This is a genomic window from Haloferax prahovense DSM 18310, assembly GCF_000336815.1.
GTDB classification, from domain to species: Archaea; Halobacteriota; Halobacteria; order Halobacteriales; family Haloferacaceae; genus Haloferax; species Haloferax prahovense.
In genome coordinates this window covers 135,068-156,351 of sequence record NZ_AOLG01000054.1, presented here as the reverse complement: position 1 = coordinate 156,351, position 21,284 = coordinate 135,068, and the positions used below count along the sequence as shown (strand labels likewise).

The following is a 21,284-nucleotide window of genomic DNA, read 5'->3' as shown; positions in this document are numbered from 1 at the left end:
CGAATAGCCGGTGGTGAACCGCGTGGCGAAACAAGTCCCGACGACCTGCATGCGCTGTGCCGTGGGCTGTGGACACGTCCACCTCGGCTCCGACACCTCGTACGGGCTGGACGCGGTTCGGGGGGACCCTTCACACCCAGTGAACAACGGGCTGGCCTGCGGTCGCGGCATCCGCGAATCGGCCGACCCCGACGGGTCGTGGCTCACGCGACCGCTCGTCAGGGAGAACGGGGAGCTCCGGCAGACCTCGTGGTCTGACGCGCTCGCGCGCGTCGGCGACGCCATCACCGACGCGATGGCCGACGACCCCGACGAGGTCGCCGTCCTCGGCAGCGGCCAACAGACGAACGAGGCCGCCTACGCCCTCGGGAAGCTCGCCCGCGGCGGTATCGGCACCCGAAACTACGACGCGAACACGACGCTCTGCATGGCGAGCGCGGTCAAGGCCTACTACCGCGCCTTCGGGAGCGACGCGCCGCCGCCGACCTACGACGACATCCCCGAGGCCGAGACGCACCTCGTCTGGGGGGCGAACCCGGCGGTCGCCCACCCGGTGATGTTCCGGTGGATTCGGCAGTCGGCCGACGACGGCGACCTCGTCGTGGTCGACCCCGTCGAGACGAAGACCGCGGCGGTCGCCGACGACCACGTCGCCATCGACCCCGGCGGCGACCTCGCGCTGGCGCAGGCGGTCCTCGGCCACCTCGTCGAGACCGACCGCGTGGACGACGCGTTCGTCGAGGGGTACACGGAGGGATTCGACCGCGTCGTCGACGAACTCTCCCCGGTCGAAGAGGCGGCGTCCGAGGCCGGCGTCTCGCTCGACGAAGTCGAGAAACTGGCGTCGCTCCTCGACGCCCCCACGCTCGTCTACTGGGGCATGGGCGTCAACCAGAGCGTCCGCGGCACCGCGACCGCCGGCGCGCTCGTGAACCTCTGTCTCGCCTCCGGGAACCTCGGCCCCGGCTCCGGCCCCTTTTCTCTCACCGGACAGGCGAACTCGATGGGCACTCGCGTCGTCTCCTCGAAGGGGACGTGGCCCGGCCACCGACCGTTCGAACACCCGGACCACCGCCGGACCGTCGCCGAGGCGTGGGGCGTGCCCGTCTCCCGCCTCCCGGACGACAACGGACCCGGTCCGGTCGGCATGTTCGAGTCGTCGCCGTCGGTCGTCTGGACCGTCGCCACCAACCCGCTCGCCGGGTTCCCGGACGCGACGGCCGCCCGCGAGGTCCTCGAAGACTCCTTCCTCGTCGTGCAGGACGCCTTCCGGTCCGAGACCGTCGAACTCGCCGACGTGGTGCTCCCCGCGGCGACGTGGGGCGAGTCCGAGGGGACCACGATGAACATGGAGCGGACGGTCTCGCGGGTCCGCCCGGCCACCGAGACGCCGCCGGGCGTCAGGCAGGACCTCGACATCATCGCCGACGTGGCCGCCCGCGTCTCGCCCGGACTGCTCCCGAGACCGTCGGTCTCGCCGAGCGACGTGTTCGACGAGTTCGCCGCCCTCACCGCGGGTACCGACGCCGACTGCTCGGGGCTCTCGTACACGCGACTCGACGGCGAGCGCGCCGTTCGCTGGCCCGCGCCGGACCCGACGAGCGAGGGCGGCTACCGCTACTACGACGACGCCGACGGGGAGGCGGACGACCCGACGTGGTCGTTCCCGACGCCGTCAGGCAAAGCGCAGTTCAGCGCGCTCTCGGGGTCGTCGCTCCCCGAACCCGCCGACGAGTCGTACCCGCTGACGCTTACGACCGGCCGCGAGGCCGACGGGTACAACACCGGGGTCCGCACGCGCAGCGACACGCCGGACGAGCCGGTCGCCCGCGCGCACCCCGACACAATCGACGCGCACCGCGACGCGGTCGCCGACCCCGAGGGCGACCGCCGAACCACCGTCGTCTCCCGTCGGGCGTCGGTCCCGGCGACGCTCGACCCCGACGACGCCGTCCCGCCGGGACTCGTCTGGCTCTCCATCCACCACCCGATGACTAACCGACTCACCAGCCCTGCGGTCGACCCGCAGTCGAACGAACCGAACTTCAAGCAGTGCGCCGTCCGCCTCGAACACCCCGAGACGACCGCGTCCACCGACCTCCTCGCGGCCGAGGTGAGCGACTGATGGCGCTCGTCGCCGCCGGCGGACGGCCCCGCGAACTCGAACGCGCCGCCGCCTGAGAATGGCCGACGAGTCGCACCCACACCTCGACACCGGCCGTGCGGGCATCATTCTCGCCGGCGGTCGGTCGACTCGATTCGGCGGCATCGACAAGGCGACGGCCACCGTCGGCGGCCAGCCCATGATTCATCGGGTCGCCGCCTCGCTCGACCCCGTCGTCGACGAGCTCGTCGTCAACTGCCGCGCCGAACAGCGGGACGCGCTCGCCGGCGCGCTCTTGGACTTCGACGTCCGGTTCGCGGAGGACGCCCATCCCGACCGGGGGCCGGTCTTCGGCCTGCGAACCGCGCTGCGTGCGACGAGCGCCGAGTACGCGGCGGTCCTCCCGTGCGACATGCCGCTCGTCCCGAGCGGGTTCATCTCGCATCTCTTCGGCCGCCTCCAGGGCGGCGCGGGCGTCGTCCCGCGGGTCTCGGAGACGACCCAACCGCTCCCCGCGGTCATCCACTGCCGCGCCGGCGTGGTCGCCTGCACCGACACCATCCGAGCCGGTGACGACCGCCTACAGGCCGTGATGTCCGCGCTCGACGTCACCGTCCTCGACGACCGCGAAGTGGAGGCTCACGCCGGAACGCACGCGTTTCACAACGTGAACTCCTTCGACGACTTGCGCGCGCTCACCGCTCGTCGGTGAACCGCGTTCGAGTCACATACCACATTATCGTCCATTATGGTCTGTTTAGATTATCCAATAATCAACCGATTATCTGCGCAGATTATGACCTTATATTCGGAATATTCGGTTATAGATTGGACGAATCTGTCTATGAGGGTCTATTTCTAAATATTCTCAACGAATACTCTTATCAACCTCTGTCGAGTCGTGTTATCACGAAACATGACCAAGTTCGCAAACAAACGCACAGGAATAGTGGATAATTGCCCACTGGTGGTCGGAAATGGCGAGTAAAAAGGAAGCGTGGAAGTCGGAGCTCTACGGCGACGCGGTCCGCGAGAAGATCGAGGAGTTCGCCGAGCAAGGCGTCGACGCCATCCCCGAAGACGAGCGCGACAAGTGGTTCACGCGCTTCAAGTTCTGGGGCGTCTTCCAGCAGCGGACGGGTCAGGACTCGTACTTCATGATGCGGCTGACGAACGCCAACGGCGTCCTCGAACCGGGGCAGCTCCGGGCCATCGGGGAGGTCGCGCGCGACTACGCATCCGGGCCGGTCGAGAACCCCGAGTTCGGCGACGCCTGGTTGGACCTGACGACGCGCCAGTCGATTCAGCTCCACTGGCTCGAACTCGAGGACATCCCCGAGGTCTGGGAGAAGCTCGAAGCGGCGGGCGTCTCCTCGCGGTCCGCCGGCGGCGACACGATGCGGAACATCACCGGCTGTCCGGTCGCCGGCCGCGACAAACACGAACTCGTCGAGTCCCAGCCGCTTCTCGACCGCTTCCAAGAGGACCTCCGCGGGAACGACGCCCTGTCGAACATGCCGCGGAAGTTCAACATCAGCGTCACCGGCTGCCGGGAGGGCTGCGCGCAGGACTCGATAAACGACGTGGGGCTCGAACCCGCGAAGAAGGAACTCGACGGCGAAACCGTCACCGGCTTCAACGTCCGCGTCGGCGGCGGCCTCGGCTCCCGAAAGCCGCGCGTCGCCCGCGACCTCGACATCTTCGTCGCCGACGAAGAACACGCCTACGAGGTCGTCCGCGGCTTCGTCGAACTCTACCACGAACACGGTAACCGCGACGTTCGAGCCCGCGCCCGCAGTCGCTTCTTCGTGGACGAGTGGGGCACGGAGAAGATTCGCGACCTGCTTCAGGAGGAGTACGTCGACTTCGAACTCCGGTCTGCGGGCGAGAACATCCGCGGCGAGTACACCTACAACGCGGGCCGCTCGGAGTCCGCGGGGAAACACGACCACGTCGGCGTCCACGAGCAGGCCAACGGCGACTACTACGTCGGCCTCAGCGTCGCAGTCGGCCGGCTCACGGCGTCCGACGCCATCGAACTGGCCGACATCGCCGACGAGTACGGCTCCGGCGAGGTCCGGCTCACCCGCCGGCAGAACCCGCTTCTGATTGACGTGCCGGAGGAGAAGCTCGACGACCTGCTCGCCGAGCCACTCCTCGGCAAGCACACGCCCGTCCCGAACCCGTTCCAGCGCGGCACGGTCGCCTGCACCGGCACGGAGTTCTGCTCGCTCGCGCTCACGGAGACGAAAGCCCGGACCGCCCGGATGCTCCGGTGGCTCCGCGACAACGTGGACGTGCCCGACGACGTGAGCCAACTGAAGGTTCACTACTCCGGCTGTACCGCCGACTGCGGGCAGGCGAACACGGCCGATATCGGCCTGTTCGGCATGCGCGCCCAGAAGGACGGCGAGATGGTCGAGGCCATGGACATCGGCGTCGGCGGCGGCATCGGCGAGGAGCCGTCGTTCGTCGAGTGGGTTCGACAGCGCATCCCGGCCGACGAGGTGCCGGGGGCCATCGCGTCGCTCGTGGAGGCGTTCGCGGAGCGCCGCGAGCCCGGACAGACGTTCCGCGAGTGGGTCGAAGCCGAGGGGACCGAGGCAGTCACCGAGTACTGCGTCCCCGAGGAGACGGACTTCGAAGCGCCGTACATGCACGACGCCAAGCAGTCGTGGTACCCGTTCGCCGAAGAGGAAGCGAAGGCCGAACAGCCGGTCACGAGCGACTGAGTATGACCGAACGCATCGCATCCGACGACCCGGCGGACGCCCCCAGCGCCGACGACGCGGGCTTCGAGCACGCCTCGGCGGACGTCGCGCCGGAGCTCTTCCCGGCGGAGCCAACAGTCGCCGACGCGGGTACCGGCGGAATCCCCGGTCGGCCGGACAGCGACTCCGCCACTCGTTCCTGACGCTCCGAGACTCGGTGCCGTCGTCTCCACTTTCACCGTTTTCTCGGCGTTTTTCGACCCGATAAACAACTCGTTACGACAAATAGTGAGTTCTAAACTATTTATGGTGTTCGAACCCCGATGGTGTGCCATGCCAGAGCCAGTCATCGCGGCCGCGTACCGCACGCCGTTCGGCAAGGCGGGCGGCGTGTTCGAAGACGTTCGAAGCGAGGACCTCTCGGTCACGCTCATCGACCACATCCTCGACGAACACGACGTCGACCCCGACGACGTGGAGGACCTGATGTGGGGCGTCGCCCAACAGCGCACCGAACAGGACAACAACGTCGCCCGCGTCATCGCGCTCCTGTCGGAGCTCGGCGAGGGGACGCCCGCGACGAGCATCAACCGCTGGTGCGCCTCCTCCATGCAGGCCATCATCTCCGCGTCCGACGCTATCGCCGCCGGCAACCGCGAGTGTATCGTCGCCGGCGGGGTCGAGAGCATGTCCCGCGTGCCGATGGACGGTGACTCCTACCAGCACCTCCACCCCGAGCTGAGCGAGCAGTACAACATCTTCCAGTTGCAGATGGGGATGACCGCCGAGAAGGTCGCAAACGAGCACGAGGTCTCCCGCGAGGCCCAAGACGAGTTCGCGTTCCGGAGCCACCAGCGCGCCGCCGAGGCCACCGACTCGGGCCGCTTCGACGACGAAATCGTCCCGGTCGAGACGGCCGACGGCGTCGTCACCGAGGACGAGGGCATTCGCCGCGACACCTCGATGGAGATTCTCGGCGGCCTCGACCCCGCCTTCTCGGGCGACGGCTCCGTCACCGCCGGCAACTCCTCGCAGATAACCGACGGCGCGGCCGCGGTCCTCGTCACCAGCCGCGAGTTCGCCGACGAACACGGCCTCGACGTGCTCGCCTCGGTCGGCACGAACAACGTCGCGGGCGTCGACCCGACGGTCATGGGCATCGGCCCGGTCCCGGCCACCCGCGGCCTCCTCGACCGCGCCGGCACCGACATCGACGACTACGGCCTCGTCGAGATCAACGAGGCGTTCGCCAGCCAGTGTGAGTACTCCCGCCGCGAACTCGGCATCGACGCGGACAAACTCAACGTCAACGGCGGCGCAATCGCCCTCGGTCACCCACTCGGAGCCTCCGGCGCGCGCCTGCCGGTGACGCTCATTCACGAGATGCAGAAGCGCGACGTGGACCGCGGCCTCGCGTCGCTCTGTGTCGGCTTCGGCCAAGGTGCGGCAATCGAGTTCAGTCGGTAGTCGGCACCGCGTTTTTTTGGACTGTTTTGACGGGTGAATCGAGGGAAACCGACGCACGACGCGTCGTTCGTCTCTCGCAGGTCTCGGCCCCGCTAACGCTCACGAACGTACATGCGCCTTTCGTCACGTTCATACTCCGGAAGTCGAGAATAACGCGGTGATGAATCTCACGACGACCGTACTGTCGGGGGCATTCGCGGCGCTGGCGGCCGCGGGGGCCGCCTCCGCGGGGTTCGTTCCGAGGCCCGACCTCGGCGCGCCCGTCTGGTACGTCCTCGTCGCGCTCACCGTCGGCTACTGGGCGGTGTTCGTCCGCTGGGCGCGGCGCTGACCGGTCGGAGACGGCGTGAAAATCGAACGGGTCGCGGGCGTCGAGAGCCGCTACTCGGGGTTGACTAACTCTTCTGCGTCCCGGACGGCCTCGCGCTCGCCGATGATGGTGATGCGGTCGCCCTCCTGGAGCGTGAACTCCGCGTTGGGGACCGTCGTGTCGCCGTTCCGCGAGACGAGCGTGACGAGACAGCCGTCGGGCAGTTCGGGTCCGACCTCGCGGATGGTCCGGCCGATGAGCTTCTCGGCGGTGACTTCGACCTCCTGAACGTCGCCGGAGCGGCCGATTTCGCCCATCCAGTTCGACATCGACGGGCGCTCGATGTAGTTGTCGAGCGCCTGCGCCGTGGCGATGGTCGACGAGATGGTCCGGACGCCGAGTTCTTCGAACGCCTCGACGTTGTCGGGGTTGTTCGCCCGCGCGAGGACGCTCTCGGGTTCGAACTTCGAGTTCGCCAACTGCGCGACGAGCAGGTTCACGTCGTCGTCGCCGGTGGCGGCGACCACGAACTTTGCGTTCGCGGCCCCCGCGGAGCGTAAGACGCTCGTGTCGGCTCCGTCGCCGTGATGGACGGTAAAGCCCATGTTCCGGGCCGCCTGAACTACTTCTTGGTCCTGCTCGATGAGGACCACGTTCTCTCCGCGGTCTGCGAGGCGTTCGGCGAGCGCACGGCCCACTTTCCCGCCTCCGATGATGAGTACACGCATTGGGATGACGTCGAGGTATTCTGCGATCTGGCGAGCGAGGCCGGCCTCGAAGACGACGGTCGTCAGGATGACGAGGAAGACCGTGCCGACGAGAATCGAGGCGCTCTGGTTCAGCGCGGCGGCCTGCTGGGTCATTCCCTCGGCCGCAAGCCGCGTCGCCTCCTCCTGTAAGGCGATAGCGAACAGCGAGGCCACGGACGCGGGGATGATGCCGCGCGGGCCGACGAAGCTCATGAAGAGCTTCTCTTCTCTCGTGAACCGGTCGCCGCGCGCCGAGATGAAGACCAACAGCGGTCGAATCACGAGCGCGACGGCAGCGACGACGGCGAGGCCGCCGACGCCGAGGTTCAGGAGGTTCTGGAAGTCCAACAGCGCCGCGAGGGCGATGAAGACGAACGACAGCACGAGCAGCGTGATGTCGCCTTTGAACGCCGAAATCTCCTCTTCGTACGGCACGTCCGCGTTGCCGAGGAGGATGCCAGCGGTCGCCACCGCGGCGATGCCGGCCTCTGTGGCGACGTAGTCGGCTGCCGCGTAGGACACGAGTGCGCCGGCGAGAACGAGCAGGCGCGCGTTCTGCGGCGCGTTACCCGGCGAGAGGTCGACGTACCGAAGCGCGTAGTACAGCGACCCGGCGACGATTGCGCCCACGACGACGCCGACGCCGAGCCGCTCGGCGAACAGGACCACGAGGGCGTCGGGGCTGCTGACGCCTTCGAGGATGGCCTCGAAGATGACGACGGCGACGATGGCCGCCGTCACGTCGTTGACGATGCCCTCCGTGTCGAGCGCCGCGCCGACTCGGTCGCGGACCGGGACGACTTCGAGAATCGGCGCGATGACCGTCGGCCCGGTCGCGACGAGGAGCGCGCCGACGAGGAACGACACCGGCCACGGCGCGCCGAGCGCGTAGTGGACGACGACGCCCGTCGCGACGAACGAGATTATCGCGCCGACGGTGACGAGGCGGAACGTCGCGGCCGGCGCCTCCCGTAGCTTGTCGATTCGAAGGTGGAACGCACCCTCGAAAACGATGATAGCGACCGAGAGACCGACGATGGCCTGTAGTGCGTTCCCGAACGAGTCGGGAGAGATGACGCCGAGGACCTCCGGACCGAGCAGGATGCCCGACGCGATGAGGAACACGACGCTGGGGACCTGAAATCGGTCCGAAAGCACCTGCGAGACCACGCCGATGCCGATTATCGCAGCGACGAGCGGGATGAGGTTCGCCCCCCCTCCTACGGCCAACTTATATCGCCTCCATTGATTCGGTCCATGTGACGACGGAAGATAAGTCCACACATCTCGGGCGGTATTTCCGCGGACCTGTGGATACGTTTGCCCGCAAAACGCTCGGAAAAATTTAGTCTTTCATATTTTACTGGGTGGCGGCCCGTCCGCCGCCCCGCCGCTCTTCGGTCCGGCGGTCCTCGTCGTAGATGAGAGACACCTCGTCGGCGTAGCGGTCGAGGATGTTCCGGCGCTTCTTTTTCATCGTCGGCGTCATCAGGTCGTTGCCCTCCGAGAACTCCTCGGGGACGACGCGGAACTGCTTGATTCGCTCGTAGGACTCGAAGTTCTCGTTGGCCGCTTCCACTTCGGCCTCGATGCGCTCGTACACCCGGTCGTCGCGGCAGATGGCTTTCGGCTCGTCGGGGAGCTCGATGCCCTCCTCGTCGGCCCACTTCCGCAGACCGTCGAAGCTCGGGACGATGAGCGCCGAGACGAACTTGCGGCCGTCGCCGAGGACCATGCACTGTTCGACCACCGGCGAGGAGGCGAACGCGTCCTCGATGGGGCCGGGCGCGACGTTCTTCCCCGTCGAGAGGACGAGAATCTGCTTGGCGCGCTCGCGGAAGGCGATGTAGCCGTCGGGTCGGAGTTCGACCACGTCGCCGGTGCGGAACCAGCGCTCGCCCTCGTCGTCCTCGACGAACGCCGCCTCGGTCTCTTCGGGGTTGTTCCAGTAGCCCGCGGTGACGTTCGGCCCGCGGACGAGCAGTTCGCCGACCTCGCCGCCGGCGTCGCCGAGTTGGTCGCCGACGACGGTCGTGTCGAGTTTCGTCTCGACGTTCCGAAGCGGGTAGCCGATGGTTCCGATTTTCGGCTCCTCTGGGGGGTTGACCGAGATGACCGGCGACGTTTCGGTGAGGCCGTAGCCCTCGTAAATCGGCAGGCCCATCGCGTGGTAGAGCGCGCACAGCTCCGCCGAGAGGCTCCCGCCGCCGCTGATGAAGAAGTCGAGGTTGTCGCCGAGCGCCTCGCGCACCTGTCCGAACACGAGCCGGTCGGCGAGGCGGTGTTTCGCGGTGAGCAGGTAGCCCGGCGCGTCGGTCGTGTGGTACGCCTGCCCGACGCCGACGGCCCACTCGAAGATGCGCTTTTTCGCGGGCGACTCGCTGGCCTGCGCCCGAATCGCGTCGTAGAGCTTCTCGTACACGCGGGGGACGCTCGTCCCGGTCGTCGGCCGGACGAGCTGGAAGTCCTCGCGGAGCGTGTCGGGGCTTTCGGCGTAGGCGACGGCCGCGCCCGCCGCGAACATCATGAAGTGGCCGGCCATGCGCTCGAAGACGTGCGCGAGCGGCAGGAACGACAGCGCCACCGAGTCGGGGCCGATGACCGGCGTGTCGCCTTTGTCCGGGCGCGGGCCGAAGCGTCGATAGCTCTCGTTGACGTTCGACCGGAAGTTCCAGTGGGTGAGTTGGACGCCCTTCGGCTGGCCCGTCGTCCCCGAGGTGTAGATGAGGCTGGCGAGGTCCTCGGGCTCGCGCTCGTCCAGCCACGACTCGTAGGCCGCCTCGTCGTACACTTCCTCGCCGCGGCGGTAGAGTTCGCCGAGCGTCAGCACGTCGTCGCGGTCGTCGTGGCCCTCGTACTCGTCCACGACGACGATGAAGCGCAGGTCGAGTTCGTCCTCGACGGCGAGCACGCGCTCTAACAGCTCTTCGTTCTCGACCACGACGGCGTTCGCGCCGGGGTCGGAAAGCAAGTACTGCACCTGTCGCTCGGACGACGAGGTGTACACCGTGGTGACGACGCCGCCCGCGCCGAGGACGGCGAAGTCGGTCTGGGCCCACTCCATTCGCGTGTGCGAGAGGATACCGACCCGGTCGCCGGTCTCGATGCCGAGGTCGCGGAACCCGGCCGCGAGGCGACGGACGATGCCCCGCATCTCCTCGTAGGTCAGGTCGGCGTAGTCGCCGTCGGGGGCCGCCGGAACGACGCCCTCGGCGACCAGCGACCGACGGTAGACGCCGCCTTTGTACCGCTGTGCGACTCGCGTGGCGTTCCGCGACGCGCTCGATTCGAACATCCGTGGGAGGGTCGTCCGCTCGATGACAGGGTCGTCGAACGCCGCCTCCGCGTCCCGCCAGTCCATGCTCTGTTAGTAATGATTCAACATTTAAAACTATGTACGTTCGGTCTGTTGAAACCCCGCGATACCGCGGGGAAACACCGATTACGAACCCGTTCGCGCCGCTTTTAGATGTCTGATGTCGGTATCAGCGCGCCGCTCGCGCCGGTAGGTCCGTCCAATCCGTCCGAGCCACCTGAATCGCCTGAATCGCCTGAATCGCCTGAATCGCCCGGACCACCCGACCCGCTCGTGTCACTCGTCGTCGCCGATGTAGTCGAGGTAACCGAGCACGCCGCGGGTGTTCAGGCGCTCTTCGTCGTGGGCTTTCCGCTCGCCCCACACCTCGGCCATCTGGGTGTGCTCGACGAAGTGGTCGATGACGGCCTCGTCGTCGCCGAGTTCCGCGCGCTTCTGTCGGATGGCCTCGACCCACTCCACGAGGACGCGCTTGTACTCGCCGGCGAGGTCGCTGTCGTAGGGCTTCGGGCCGAAGTGGCCGAAACAGACCGTCTCCGGGTCGATGTCCTCGATAGTGCGCACGTCGTCGAGCGCCTTCTGGAGGTGGAACTGCGAGGGCGGCGAGGTCTGTCGGAGCGTCCGCGACTTCGGCTCCCAGATGCCCAGTGCGTCGCCGACGAACAGCACATCGTCGCCGTCGTCGTGGAACATCACCTGATGCGGCGCGTGGCCGGGCGCGTGATGGACCGTGAGCGTCCGGTCGCCGAGGTCGATCTCGTCGCCGTCGGTGAGCCCCTCGACGCGGTCCTCGTCGATTGGGTGCGGTTCGTCGTAGAACTGCCACTGGTCTTCGACGGCCGCTTTCGTGCCCTCGATGAGCCGCGACGGGTCCACGAGGTGCGGCGCGCCGATTTCGTGGGTCATGACGGTCGCGTCGGGATAGCGCTCGGCGAGGTAGCCCGCGCCGCCCGCGTGGTCGAGGTGGACGTGCGTCGGCAGGATGTACGCGAGGTCGTCGACGCCGACCTCGTCGAGCATCCCGAAGACGTGTTCTCTGTCGGCGGCGATGCCGGTGTCGACGAGCGCCGGTTTCTCGGCGTCGACGAGGTAGACCGAGCCGTACTTCTCCACCTCGTACATGCCGCTGTCGACGTAGTAGAGGTCCGCGCTGTCCGGGACGGGTTCGACGTCGCCAATAGCCATAGTTGACGGCCGTCTCCGGGGAAGAAAAGCGTTCGGTCGCCCGACCCCTACGTTGATTACGGGCGACCGCAAAGCCGTCTCCATGTCCGAACAGGGTGGCGAACCGCTCCCGGACGTCGACATCACTGACATCTCGCCGATGGCGTGGCGACTGCTCAGAGTGGCCGCCGACTACAACCAGCGGGCCGTCGAGCGCGCCGTCGACGACCTCATGCAGGCGCACATCTCCATGCTCGAATCTGGGAGCCGTGGTCTCTCACGGTCGCGCCGCCGCGCCCTGCTCACGCTGTACACCGCGGAACTCGACGACGAACAGGTCCGAACGCTCGTCGAACACTTTTAAATCGCGTCGGGACGCGACGCTGAGGCTCGCTTCTGTCTACCGATTTCGACGGAACGACGGCTGTCGACGCCGATATACCGCCATTCACTACCGTATTGAAAATAATTAAGTAAGACTATCGTTAGAGATAGCTTGTATCAATGATACGCGGTGTTACAAAGACTGCTCGCGGACGATTCGCCGTCTTCACGCTCGCCCTCGTCGCGTCCCTCGTGCTGGCCTTCGGGCCGTCGCTTGAGGGGCTTTCGACGCGGGGTCAGTACGCATTAGCGACCATGGTGTTCGCCGGCATCCTCTGGGTGTCCGGCGCGCTTCCCCTCGCGGTGACGGCACTGTCGATACCGGTGTTGCTCACGGCCTACGGCGTCTACGGCGACATCGACCCGGCGCTCGCCGGCTTCGCCGACCACCTCATCTTCCTCTTCATCGCCGGCTTCATGCTGGCGAACGCGCTCCAGAAGTACAACATCGACCGCCGCATCGCGCTGTGGCTCATGGCCGTCATGGGGTCGTCGCCGCGGCGGCTCATCCTCGCCATCATGCTCGCTACGGCGTTCCTGTCGATGTGGGTCTCGAACACCGCGACGACGGCGATGATGACGCCCATCGCGCTCGGCGTCCTCGCGCAGGTGCTCGGTCGCGAGGAGGTCTATGAGGCCGACGCTGCTGAGGGCTCCTTCTCGAACATGCAGATAGCGACGCTCCTCGGCACCGCCTACGCCGCGAGCGTCGGCGGGGTCGGCACCCTCATCGGCACGCCGCCGAACGCGGTCGTCGCCACCCAACTCAACGCGCTTCTCGGCTACGACATCGGCTTCGCGGAGTGGCTTCTCGTCGGCCTCCCAATCGTCGCCATCACCCTCCCAATCGTCTGGTACCTCCTCACGTTCCGCTTCTTCCCGCCCGAGATCGACGACGTGGAGGGTGCCCGCGAACAGGCGCGCCAGTACCTCGCTGACGAGGGCGCGCTCTCGACCCGCGGCCGCCGCGTCGCGTACATCTTCGCCGCCACCGCCGGGCTGTGGGTGCTCGGCGGCCTCGACCTCGCGTTCGAGAACGTCCTCTCGGACCCGGTGTTCAACACCCTGTTCGGCACCGGCGAGGGCATGACGCTCCTCGGCGTCGAGGGCCATCAGGGCCTTCTGTACTACGTGATGGTCGGGATGGTCTCCATCCCGGCACTCGTCCTCGCGGACACGATGGAGTGGGACGAACTGGCCGACATCGACTGGGGGACGATTCTCCTCTTCGGCGGCGGTATCTCGCTGGCTGACGCGTTCGCCTCCACGGGCGCGACACGGTGGCTTGCCGAGGCCGTCTTCGGCTCGTTGACCGGCGCGCCTATCGTCCTCGTCGTCGGCGCTATCGTACTTCTGGTCATCTTCCTCACGGAGATGACCTCGAACACCGCGACAGCGACCATCATCGTCCCCGTGCTCATCGGCATCGGGAGCGTCTTCGCGGCGACGCTCGGCCTCTCCGAGGTTTCCGCGGCGGTGTTCCTTGCGGTCAGCGGGGCCATCGCGGCCTCCTTCGCGTTCGCGCTCCCTGTGGCGACGCCCCCGAACGCCATCGTCTTCGGGAGCGGCCACATCAAGCAGTCCCACATGATGCGGGCCGGGACCGTCCTCAACGTCGTGATGACCGGCGTGCTGACCATCCTCATCTGGTTCCTCTTCCAGTTCGTCTGGCCGGCGTTCCTCTGGTAGTCAGTCTGTCGGCTTCCGACCGACGCGGCCGCTCTCCCCGCGGATTCGTGGCGTTCCTCCGACGCTGATCTGTTGCGTTCGCCCGCCGCGTTCTCGTCCCCGTCCCTCGGCGATGCGATACGATTTTCCCGCCCGCCCGGAAACCACAGCCCAATGATTGACAGGCAACTGCTCCGCGACGAACCGGAGCGAGTTCGCGACGCGCTCGCCGCCCGCAACATGGAGGGCGTGGACATCGACCGCGTCCTCGACGTGTACGACGAGTGGCGCTCGCTGAAGGCCGAGGGCGACGACCTCCGCCACGAGCGCAACGAGGTCAGCCAGAAAATCGGCCAGCTGAAGCAAGAAGGGAAAGACGAGGAAGCGCAGGAGGCCATCGACCGCTCGGGCGAACTCAAGACGGAGCTACAGGAGCTCGAAGCCCGCGCCGACGAACTCGAAGCGGAACTCGACGACGCGCTCATGGAACTGCCGAACCTCCCCCACGAGTCGGTTCCCGTCGGGGCCGACGAGGCCGACAACGAGGAGGTCCGCCGCGTCGGCTTCGACGACCTCCGCGAGCTTCCCGACGAGGTGACGCCCCACTACGACCTCGGCGAGGAACTCGACATCATCGACGAGGGTCGCGCGGCCAAGACCACCGGCTCGGGCTTCTACTTCCTGAAAGGCGAGGGCGCGATGCTCGAACACGCGCTCGTCCAGTTCATGCTCGACGTGCACCGCGAACAGGAGTACGTCGACCTCTTCCCGCCGATTCCGGTCAAGACCACCTCGATGGAGGGCACCGGTCAGCTTCCGAAGTTCGCCGAGGACGCCTACCGCATCGGCGGCTCGGAGACCGAGAACTACGAGGACGACGACCTGTGGCTCTGTCCCACCGCGGAGGTCCCGGTCACGAACATGTACCGCGACGAGATTCTCCTGAAGGACGACCTCCCGCTGAAGCACCAGGCGTACACGCCGAACTTCCGCCGCGAGGCGGGCGAACACGGCACCGAGACCCGCGGTATCGTCCGCGTCCACCAGTTCAACAAGGTCGAACTCGTCAACTTCGTCGAGCCCGAGGAGTCGTACGACCGGCTCGAAGCCCTCGTCGACGAGGCCGCCGAAGTGCTCGACCGCCTCGGCCTGCCGTACCGCGTCCTCTCGCTTTGCACCGGCGACCTCACCTTCGCGTCGGCGAAGACCTACGACCTCGAAGTGTGGGCCCCCGGCACGGAGTCGGACGACGCCCCAGAACAGGGCGGCCGCTGGCTCGAGGTCTCGTCGGCCTCGAACTTCGAGGACTTCCAGGCGCGCCGCGCCGGCCTCCGCTACCGTCCCGAGCGCCACGAGTCGGCGGAGTACCTCCACACGCTCAACGCGTCGGGCACGGCCGTCGGCCGCGTCATGGTCGCGCTGCTCGAATACTACCAAAACGAGGACGGCACGGTCGACGTGCCCGAACCGCTCCGGCCCTACATGGGCGGCCGCGAAGTCATCGAGGGCCACGAGCCCGTCGGCGAGGCCGCCGTCGGTGCCGGGAAGAAAGACTGAGCGACTGACGCGCGCCTCACGGCCTTCTGTCCTCTCCTCTCCTCTCCGCCCCTTTCTGTTCTCTCTTCCTCCCGCGACGCACGCCGTCAGTTCGCCGTCGACGACTTGACGAACGTCTTCAGCTCCGAGAGCTTCCCGTCGTGGGCACGGAACCGGTCGAGAAAGACGAACAGTTCGTCGCCGTCGCGGTCTTCGAGGTGGCCGCGGACGACGATTTCGTCGTCGGACTTCGACTGGATGTAGCGCTCGATGACGTGTCGCGTGTCCTTTTGCGGCCTGTCGTCCCGCATGAACGAGACGAACTCCTCACGCCCCGAGAGCGTCATGTCGCCGCGGTGCTGGACGAACCCCGGTTGGAGGATGTTCCGAAGCATGTCGTATCCGTGGTGGTCGAGCGCCGTGTAGTACTGCCGGGCCAGATACGTCGCGTCGGGATGCACGCCCTCTCTTCGTCGGCCGACCGGAAGTATCCGACGCCGGCCCTGCCGTCGGACTCCTCGCGCGCGCCGCCGCGTTCGGGACGCTTTTCTCGGCCAGTCGCGTACCGCGGCTGTGGACCTGCACGTTCGATACGAGGGCGACGACGACCCGAAGAAGTGCACGGCGAAGAAGCTCGAACGCTTCGACATGGCCGCCCTCCACGGCTCCGACCGAGAGACTCCCTACGGCGTCGTGCTCAATCCCCACGCCGACAGGGCGCTGTCGCCCGCCGACGCGGACACCGGCGCGCTCGTCGCGCTCGACTGCTCGTGGGAATCGGCCGGCGAGGCCATGTTCTCGCTCCCCGGCGAGCACCGCGCGCTCCCCTATCTCGTCGCCGCCAACCCCGTGAACTTCGGCCGCCCGATGCAGCTGACGACGGTCGAGGCGATAGCGGCCGCCCTCGTCATCTTCGGCGAGAAGAAGCGGGCCGAAGACATCCTCTCGAAGTTCAACTGGGGCCACACGTTCCTCGAACTCAACGAGGAGCCGCTACGCCGGTACTCGGAGTGTGCGGACTCGACCGAAGTCGTGGAGATTCAGCGGGAGTACCTCGAACGCGGCGAGTAACACTCGACCGCGGAGCGGCGAACCGCGTCGAGTACGCCTTCAGAGTCGACTCGACGTCCAGTTGAGCGCGACGGTCGTCCCGGTGTCGACGCGCTCGGTCGGCGTCACCTGAATCACTCGCGCCCACGTCCCGCCGCTCGGCGCGGTGTAGTTCATCCCGCCGCAGTAACAGTCGACTTCGAGCGCGGGGTCCTCCTCGTCGTGGCCGTCGTACGGATAGCCGGTTCGAGACCACGCGCTCCAGTCGATGGTCTCGCCGTCGTGGCGCGCGACGAGCGTGACTTTCAGCGGTTCTCCGACGGTCGTCGTCCCGTAGTGGATGTCCTCGCGGTCGGTACCGACGGTATCGAGCGCCTGCGGCGACTCGGGGAGCAAGTCGACCTGCGAGAGGTCTTGGGTGTCGTACGTCTTCGTCGCCTGCACCTCGGCGTCGTCCGGCGCGCGGTACACCTCGGTCGTAAACGGGAGCGACGAGTCTTCGAGTCGAAAGCCGAGCAGCACCTCGTCCGAGGGGACCGACGTCGCTTCGACCAGCGTCGGGTGTATCTCCTCGGGGTTCTCGACGAAATCGGCGGCTTCGAGCCCGCTTTCGGTTGTTTCTTCCGCCTGTTCGGTCGTCTCGTCCGTGGTCGTCTCGTTCGCGGTCGTCGTGGTCTGCGTCTCGTTCGCGGTCTGTGTCTGCGCGTCGGTCGTTTGCGTCGTCGGGTCCGAGTCCCCGGACGAGCTACATCCAGCGAGACCGGCGAGACCGGCGACGGCGACGCCGCAAATCGATTGGAGGGTTCTTCGACGGGTGTGCGTTGGCTCCTTACCCATGGCCGTCGGGTGTGGTCCCGCTCCCTTAGAGACCCGCGACCGTTTACGTGAGATAACGGACTTAGCACCATGCTAAACCCCGTTTTTTGGGACTATCGCGTTCGGGGAGAGTCCGAGTCGCGGCCGCGTTCGTCTGACTATCCTTTCACCCACGCGCCGACGGCCCCGGCGATGGCGCTGTCGATTGCGAAGATGAGTGTCAGCACGACGCCCGCGACGAGGACGCCGACGCCGCCGAGGAGTCCGCCCAGCGGCCCGCCGGCGAGTCCGAGAAGGCTCCCGAGCAGGGCCGCGAGGAGCGTCACGACGATACCAGAGATGGACCCCGCGACGAGGCCGTTCCACGCGCCGTTGCCGAGCGTGCCGCCCGCGAGGTAGCCCGCCGCGAACCCCCCGAGCAGGCCCGCCCCGATTTGGCCGATGAGCGGGAGCGCGAGCCCGCCGATGCCGACGACGACGATGACGACGAAACCGACGGCGACAGCTTTCCAGTCAGTCATGGGTCGACGTAGACCTCGGGCGGGCAAGAACTTCGTGGCGGTCGCGGGGGGTGTTCGGCCGCTCGCTCACGTCCGCGTCCGCGCGTCGGTCGCCCGCAACCCCCTCGCTTCCGGTCGAACCGTGCGTGAGACCTGCACGGCGAATCCACCGCTCGAAGCGCCGAGCCCCAAACGGACGCGCTTTTACGGCTTGGCCATGTAGCGGACTGCAATGATTTTCGAGTCTCTCCCGACCACGCCCCGGTCGGACGAACTCATCGACAAGGCCTTCTCGCGGGCCGCGCGCACGGGGCGAGCGAAGCAGAACAAGTTGGAGGCTCAGCAGTCGATGCTCCAGACGGCGTCGAACATCCTTTCCGACAACCTCGAAAACGTCGTCGTCGAGTGGCCCGACTTCGGGACGGTCGACCCCTTCTACTACGAGCTCGCCGACGCCATCGTCGACGTGGACGAGGTCCGAAAGAGCCTCTCGGAAGTGATGTGGGCCTCCCGGCAGGTCGACAACATCGCCCGCGAGTACCAGCCGAAGCTCCGCAAGACCGACGCCGACCTCGCGCGCAAGCACCGAAAGCAGGCGTTCGCCCGCATGGCGAGCGTCGTCGAGGAGGTCGAAGACGACCTGCTCCGCATCGGCGAGGCGCGCGACGCCCTGAAGAACCTCCCCGATATCCGCCCGGACGAACCGGCAATCGTCGTCGCCGGCTACCCGAACGTCGGAAAGTCCTCGTTCGTCAACGACGTGACCCGCGCGTCGAACGAAATCGCCCGCTACCCCTTCACCACGAAGGGCGTCCAAATCGGGCACTTCGACCGCGACCGCATCCGCTACCAGATTATCGACACGCCGGGGCTGCTCGACCGCCCCGAAGACGAGCGAAACGACATCGAGCGACAGGCCGTGAGCGCCCTCGAACACCTCGCGGACGCCGTCATCTTCGTCGCCGACGCCAGCGGGGCGTGCGGCTACCCCATCGAGTCGCAGCTCGAACTCCGCGACGCCGTGAAGGCGCGCTTCGAGGAGCGCGACATCCCCGTCCTCACCGTCTGTAACAAGAGCGACCGCTCGACCGACATGGACGCGGACCTCTACATGAGCGTCGAGACGGGCGAGAACGTCGAGGCCGTCCTCGACGCCGCGGTCGAGGCCATCGGGTTCGAACCCGACATCCCGCCGTCGCGCAACGAGTAAGCGACTCGGGACTTTTCCGGTGCTGTCGTTCTGTCTTGCCGCAACGCCTCGACGAGAGCTGTGGCTACGGGGTAGCTGTCGGAGAAATGGGGGTGCAGGTTGGTCGAAACCGGGAGTTCGGTCTCGGTCCGCGGGGCGCGGTCGCTTACTCGGCTTCGTAGACCATCTGGACGGTCGCCGAGACGGTCACGGGGCCGGGCGAGAGCTCGGTCGAGCCGGACGAGGCGCGGGCCGCGTCCTCGGCGTAGGCGACCGGGTACGGCCCGGGCGAGGCGCTGCCGCCGACGGTGGCGGTGTGGACGCCCGTGACGGTCAGGTCGGCGGCGCTGGCGACCGCGTCGGCGTCGGCCTTCGCGGAGTCGACGGCGCGGGTCAGGGCTTCTTCGCGGAGTTCGGCGCGCTTCTCGTCGGTCAGCGTGAAGGCGACGCCGCGGATTTCGCTGGCACCGGCACCGACCGCGAGGTCGATGACCTCGCCGGCGCGGTCGGGGGCGACCTCGACGCGGAGGGTGTGGGTGGCGCGGTAGCCGAGGAGGTCGCGCTCCTGGCCGCTGTAGTCGTACTCGGGGTAGATGTTGAAGCCGGTCGTCTGGATGGCGTCCTCGGCGACACCGGCGTCGGTGAGGGCGGCGCGGACGGCGGCCACGTCGTCGGCGACGGTGCCGCGGGCTTCGTCGGCCGAGTCGGCGGTGGTCGTCACGGCGATGGAGACCACGGCGAGGTCGGCGTCGGCGGTCACTTCGCCGGTGCCGGTCGTGGAGATAGTCGTCGCGTTCGTCGCGTCTACGCCGCCGTCGGTCGTCGCCTGCAGGGGTGCCGAGAGGCAGCCAGCGAGGAGGACGAGGCCGACGAGGAATATCGGAGCAATCGTGCGTCGTTGCATACCCACCGTACGTCGGTTCAGCTATTCAAGCCGCGCTAGAGACAAAGAGCGACTGTAGCCTTCGAAACGGGGGACGGGACGCCGGTCGCCCTACTCCACGACGGCGACGTAGCGCACTTCGACGTCGATTTCGCCGGTGGCCCACGGCGACAGCGGCTCGGGGGCGACGGCGTTCACCCGCCTCGTGAGTTCGCGTTCGACCATCGGCGGGTCGGAGGCCGGGTCGTAGCCGACGGTCACGACGACGCCGTCGGGCTCCTGTAGCGGCCCGCTGTCGTACTGCAGTTCCATCGACAGTAGTCGGGCGTCGGTTCCCGAGAGTGCGTCCTCGATGGCGTCGCGCGCGTCGCCTTGGAAGTCGGCGTTCCGGTAGGTCGTGTAGGTGACCGCGCCGAGGAACGACGAGAGGACGAGCAGTCCGACCCCGATGACGGCGATGCGGAACAGGGCGGCTCGCCGGGCCTCGTCGCGGCGAATCCAGCGCTCCGGCCGGTAGCCCTGCTGCCAGAGGACGCCGATGGCGACGAAGTTGACGGAGAGGATGTTGACGAGGACGAGGATGGCCGAGCCGACGACGGCCTCGGGCGCGCCCCACGCGATGCCGATGCCGACGACGGCGGTCGGCGGGACCAACGCGGCGGCTATCATGACGCCGACGAGCGCGGTCGAGACGCCGGAGGAGAGCGAAATCGCGCCGGCGGCTCCCGCGCCGAGCGCGATGACGAGCGACAGCACGTCGGGCGCGAGGCGCTCGTCCACCTCGGGAATCGACAGGACCTCCGCGGACGACAGCGGGACCGCCCCGGTCTGTTTGAGCAGGAAGGCGAAGACGGCGGCCGCGCCGACCGCGAGGACGCCGCCGAGCGCCTGCAGGCGAACCCCGCGGCCGAACATCTCGTCATCGTCGACGACGGTGCCGACGCTCGCGGACATCGCGGGGCCGACGAGCGGGGCGATGACCATCGAGCCGACGACCACGGCCGGCGAGTCGAGAAGCAGGCCCGCGGTGGCGACGAGCGCCGAGATAACCGTCATGAGCACGTAGGTCGAAACCGACGGCGCGAGGTCCGCGGCCTTCGAGGCCAGTTCCTCGCGGGCGATGCGGTCGCCGTTCTCGTCGTCTTCCTCGTACTGCTCGCGCAGTTGGTCGAACCGCTTCGACGCGACCGTCTCGGCGGCGACGACGACGGTGTAGGCGTCGCGCTCGACGCCCGCCTCGCGGAGTCGCGCCAACACCGGCTCGACGGCCTCCTTGGGGACCGGGAAGGTGACGACGGCGACGAAGCCGCGCCCGGACGTCTCCTCGGAGACGGCGTAGTCCACGCCCTCCTCGTCGAGCGTCCGCAGGACGGCCTCGCGCTTGCCGGTCGGCACCAACACCTGTACGAGTCGCACGGCCTCACGTCGGCCCGGGCG

19 protein-coding genes are annotated in these 21,284 nt (G+C 67.5%); 11 read left to right on the top strand and 8 right to left on the bottom strand.

Annotation, left to right across the window (positions count from 1 at the left end; all coding sequences use genetic code 11):
* The first annotated feature begins 10 nt into the window (after positions 1-10).
* The 6 genes from nasA to C457_RS20705 all read left to right on the top strand — a co-directional run bounded on the left by nasA (position 11) and on the right by C457_RS20705 (position 6,613).
* Positions 11-2,125: an assimilatory nitrate reductase NasA gene (gene nasA / locus C457_RS16590; RefSeq protein WP_008096478.1), complete on the top strand. Its 2,115-nt coding sequence runs from the start codon at positions 11-13 to the stop codon at positions 2,123-2,125.
* A 58-nt stretch (positions 2,126-2,183) separates the two neighbouring features.
* Positions 2,184-2,816 (top strand): molybdenum cofactor guanylyltransferase, encoded by a 633-nt coding sequence (locus tag C457_RS16585; RefSeq protein ID WP_008096476.1) that lies wholly within the window; start codon positions 2,184-2,186, stop codon positions 2,814-2,816.
* A gap of 265 nt (positions 2,817-3,081) precedes the next feature.
* Positions 3,082-4,836: a nitrite/sulfite reductase gene (locus C457_RS16580; RefSeq protein ID WP_008096474.1), complete on the top strand. Its 1,755-nt coding sequence runs from the start codon at positions 3,082-3,084 to the stop codon at positions 4,834-4,836.
* A gap of 2 nt (positions 4,837-4,838) precedes the next feature.
* A complete protein-coding gene (locus C457_RS16575; RefSeq protein WP_008096472.1) occupies positions 4,839-5,018 on the top strand; it encodes a hypothetical protein in 180 nt (59 codons plus the stop codon).
* A gap of 130 nt (positions 5,019-5,148) precedes the next feature.
* Positions 5,149-6,282 carry a thiolase family protein gene (locus tag C457_RS16570; RefSeq protein ID WP_008096471.1) on the top strand — a complete coding sequence of 378 codons (1,134 nt, stop codon included), beginning with the start codon at positions 5,149-5,151 and terminating at the stop codon, positions 6,280-6,282.
* Between the two features lie 160 nt (positions 6,283-6,442).
* A complete protein-coding gene (locus C457_RS20705) occupies positions 6,443-6,613 on the top strand; it encodes a hypothetical protein (protein WP_004976349.1) in 171 nt (56 codons plus the stop codon).
* 50 nt (positions 6,614-6,663) lie between these two features.
* On the opposite strand, the gene C457_RS16565 is transcribed toward C457_RS20705, so the two are convergent.
* The 3 genes from C457_RS16565 to C457_RS16555 form a co-directional block, all read right to left on the bottom strand.
* On the bottom strand, positions 6,664-8,571 hold the full coding sequence (locus C457_RS16565) for a cation:proton antiporter domain-containing protein (RefSeq protein ID WP_008096470.1): 1,908 nt from the start codon (positions 8,569-8,571) through the stop codon (positions 6,664-6,666).
* Between the two features lie 130 nt (positions 8,572-8,701).
* The gene (locus C457_RS16560) at positions 8,702-10,702 is read right to left on the bottom strand and encodes an AMP-dependent synthetase/ligase (protein WP_008096469.1); all 2,001 of its coding nucleotides are present in this window, start codon (positions 10,700-10,702) and stop codon (positions 8,702-8,704) included.
* A 231-nt stretch (positions 10,703-10,933) separates the two neighbouring features.
* Entirely contained in the window at positions 10,934-11,842 is a 909-nt protein-coding gene (locus C457_RS16555) for an MBL fold metallo-hydrolase (protein WP_008096468.1), read from the bottom strand.
* Between the two features lie 82 nt (positions 11,843-11,924).
* Between C457_RS16555 and C457_RS16550 the strand changes: the two genes are divergently transcribed.
* The 3 genes from C457_RS16550 to serS all read left to right on the top strand — a co-directional run bounded on the left by C457_RS16550 (position 11,925) and on the right by serS (position 15,430).
* Positions 11,925-12,185 (top strand): hypothetical protein, encoded by a 261-nt coding sequence (locus C457_RS16550; RefSeq protein ID WP_049913673.1) that lies wholly within the window; start codon positions 11,925-11,927, stop codon positions 12,183-12,185.
* A 140-nt stretch (positions 12,186-12,325) separates the two neighbouring features.
* Positions 12,326-13,894: an SLC13 family permease gene (locus C457_RS16545; RefSeq protein WP_008096466.1), complete on the top strand. Its 1,569-nt coding sequence runs from the start codon at positions 12,326-12,328 to the stop codon at positions 13,892-13,894.
* 153 nt (positions 13,895-14,047) lie between these two features.
* Positions 14,048-15,430, top strand: a complete 1,383-nt coding sequence (serS, locus tag C457_RS16540; protein ID WP_008096464.1) for a serine--tRNA ligase — start codon at positions 14,048-14,050, stop codon at positions 15,428-15,430.
* Positions 15,431-15,516: 86 nt separating this feature from the next.
* Here serS and C457_RS16535 read toward each other — a convergent pair whose 3' ends face one another.
* Positions 15,517-15,870 (bottom strand): nuclear transport factor 2 family protein, encoded by a 354-nt coding sequence (locus tag C457_RS16535; protein WP_008096462.1) that lies wholly within the window; start codon positions 15,868-15,870, stop codon positions 15,517-15,519.
* A 112-nt stretch (positions 15,871-15,982) separates the two neighbouring features.
* Here C457_RS16535 and C457_RS16530 point away from each other — a divergent pair, with 112 nt between their 5' ends.
* Positions 15,983-16,480, top strand: coding sequence for a DUF367 family protein (locus C457_RS16530; protein ID WP_008096460.1), 498 nt, complete (start codon positions 15,983-15,985; stop codon positions 16,478-16,480).
* A 39-nt stretch (positions 16,481-16,519) separates the two neighbouring features.
* Here C457_RS16530 and C457_RS16525 read toward each other — a convergent pair whose 3' ends face one another.
* Both C457_RS16525 and C457_RS16520 read right to left on the bottom strand, forming a co-directional pair.
* Positions 16,520-17,296, bottom strand: coding sequence for a hypothetical protein (locus C457_RS16525; protein ID WP_008096458.1), 777 nt, complete (start codon positions 17,294-17,296; stop codon positions 16,520-16,522).
* A 137-nt stretch (positions 17,297-17,433) separates the two neighbouring features.
* The gene (locus C457_RS16520; protein WP_008096456.1) at positions 17,434-17,796 is read right to left on the bottom strand and encodes a DUF5518 domain-containing protein; all 363 of its coding nucleotides are present in this window, start codon (positions 17,794-17,796) and stop codon (positions 17,434-17,436) included.
* A 211-nt stretch (positions 17,797-18,007) separates the two neighbouring features.
* Here C457_RS16520 and C457_RS16515 point away from each other — a divergent pair, with 211 nt between their 5' ends.
* On the top strand, positions 18,008-18,985 hold the full coding sequence (locus C457_RS16515; RefSeq protein WP_008096454.1) for an NOG1 family protein: 978 nt from the start codon (positions 18,008-18,010) through the stop codon (positions 18,983-18,985).
* A gap of 145 nt (positions 18,986-19,130) precedes the next feature.
* On the opposite strand, the gene C457_RS16510 is transcribed toward C457_RS16515, so the two are convergent.
* Together C457_RS16510 and C457_RS16505 are read right to left on the bottom strand one after the other, a co-directional pair.
* Positions 19,131-19,868 carry an SIMPL domain-containing protein gene (locus C457_RS16510; protein ID WP_008096453.1) on the bottom strand — a complete coding sequence of 246 codons (738 nt, stop codon included), beginning with the start codon at positions 19,866-19,868 and terminating at the stop codon, positions 19,131-19,133.
* 90 nt (positions 19,869-19,958) lie between these two features.
* Positions 19,959-21,263, bottom strand: coding sequence for a TIGR00341 family protein (locus C457_RS16505; RefSeq protein ID WP_004976337.1), 1,305 nt, complete (start codon positions 21,261-21,263; stop codon positions 19,959-19,961).
* Positions 21,264-21,284 lie beyond the last annotated feature (21 nt).

Excerpts from the sequence above, each read along its gene's own strand:
- C457_RS16555 (WP_008096468.1), bottom strand. The coding sequence starts at position 11,842 with ATGGCTATTGGCGACGTCGAACCCGTCCCGGACAGCGCGGACCTCTAC.
- C457_RS16525 (WP_008096458.1), bottom strand. The coding sequence starts at position 17,296 with ATGGGTAAGGAGCCAACGCACACCCGTCGAAGAACCCTCCAATCGATT.
- C457_RS16510 (WP_008096453.1), bottom strand. The coding sequence starts at position 19,868 with ATGCAACGACGCACGATTGCTCCGATATTCCTCGTCGGCCTCGTCCTC.
- C457_RS16545 (WP_008096466.1), top strand. The coding sequence starts at position 12,326 with ATGATACGCGGTGTTACAAAGACTGCTCGCGGACGATTCGCCGTCTTC.
- C457_RS16580 (WP_008096474.1), top strand. The coding sequence starts at position 3,082 with ATGGCGAGTAAAAAGGAAGCGTGGAAGTCGGAGCTCTACGGCGACGCG.
- C457_RS16585 (WP_008096476.1), top strand. The coding sequence starts at position 2,184 with ATGGCCGACGAGTCGCACCCACACCTCGACACCGGCCGTGCGGGCATC.
- C457_RS16550 (WP_049913673.1), top strand. The coding sequence starts at position 11,925 with ATGTCCGAACAGGGTGGCGAACCGCTCCCGGACGTCGACATCACTGAC.
- C457_RS16515 (WP_008096454.1), top strand. The coding sequence starts at position 18,008 with ATGATTTTCGAGTCTCTCCCGACCACGCCCCGGTCGGACGAACTCATC.
- serS (WP_008096464.1), top strand. The coding sequence starts at position 14,048 with ATGATTGACAGGCAACTGCTCCGCGACGAACCGGAGCGAGTTCGCGAC.
- C457_RS16575 (WP_008096472.1), top strand. The coding sequence starts at position 4,839 with ATGACCGAACGCATCGCATCCGACGACCCGGCGGACGCCCCCAGCGCC.
- C457_RS20705 (WP_004976349.1), top strand. The coding sequence starts at position 6,443 with ATGAATCTCACGACGACCGTACTGTCGGGGGCATTCGCGGCGCTGGCG.
- C457_RS16520 (WP_008096456.1), bottom strand. The coding sequence starts at position 17,796 with ATGACTGACTGGAAAGCTGTCGCCGTCGGTTTCGTCGTCATCGTCGTC.
- C457_RS16560 (WP_008096469.1), bottom strand. The coding sequence starts at position 10,702 with ATGGACTGGCGGGACGCGGAGGCGGCGTTCGACGACCCTGTCATCGAG.
- C457_RS16570 (WP_008096471.1), top strand. The coding sequence starts at position 5,149 with ATGCCAGAGCCAGTCATCGCGGCCGCGTACCGCACGCCGTTCGGCAAG.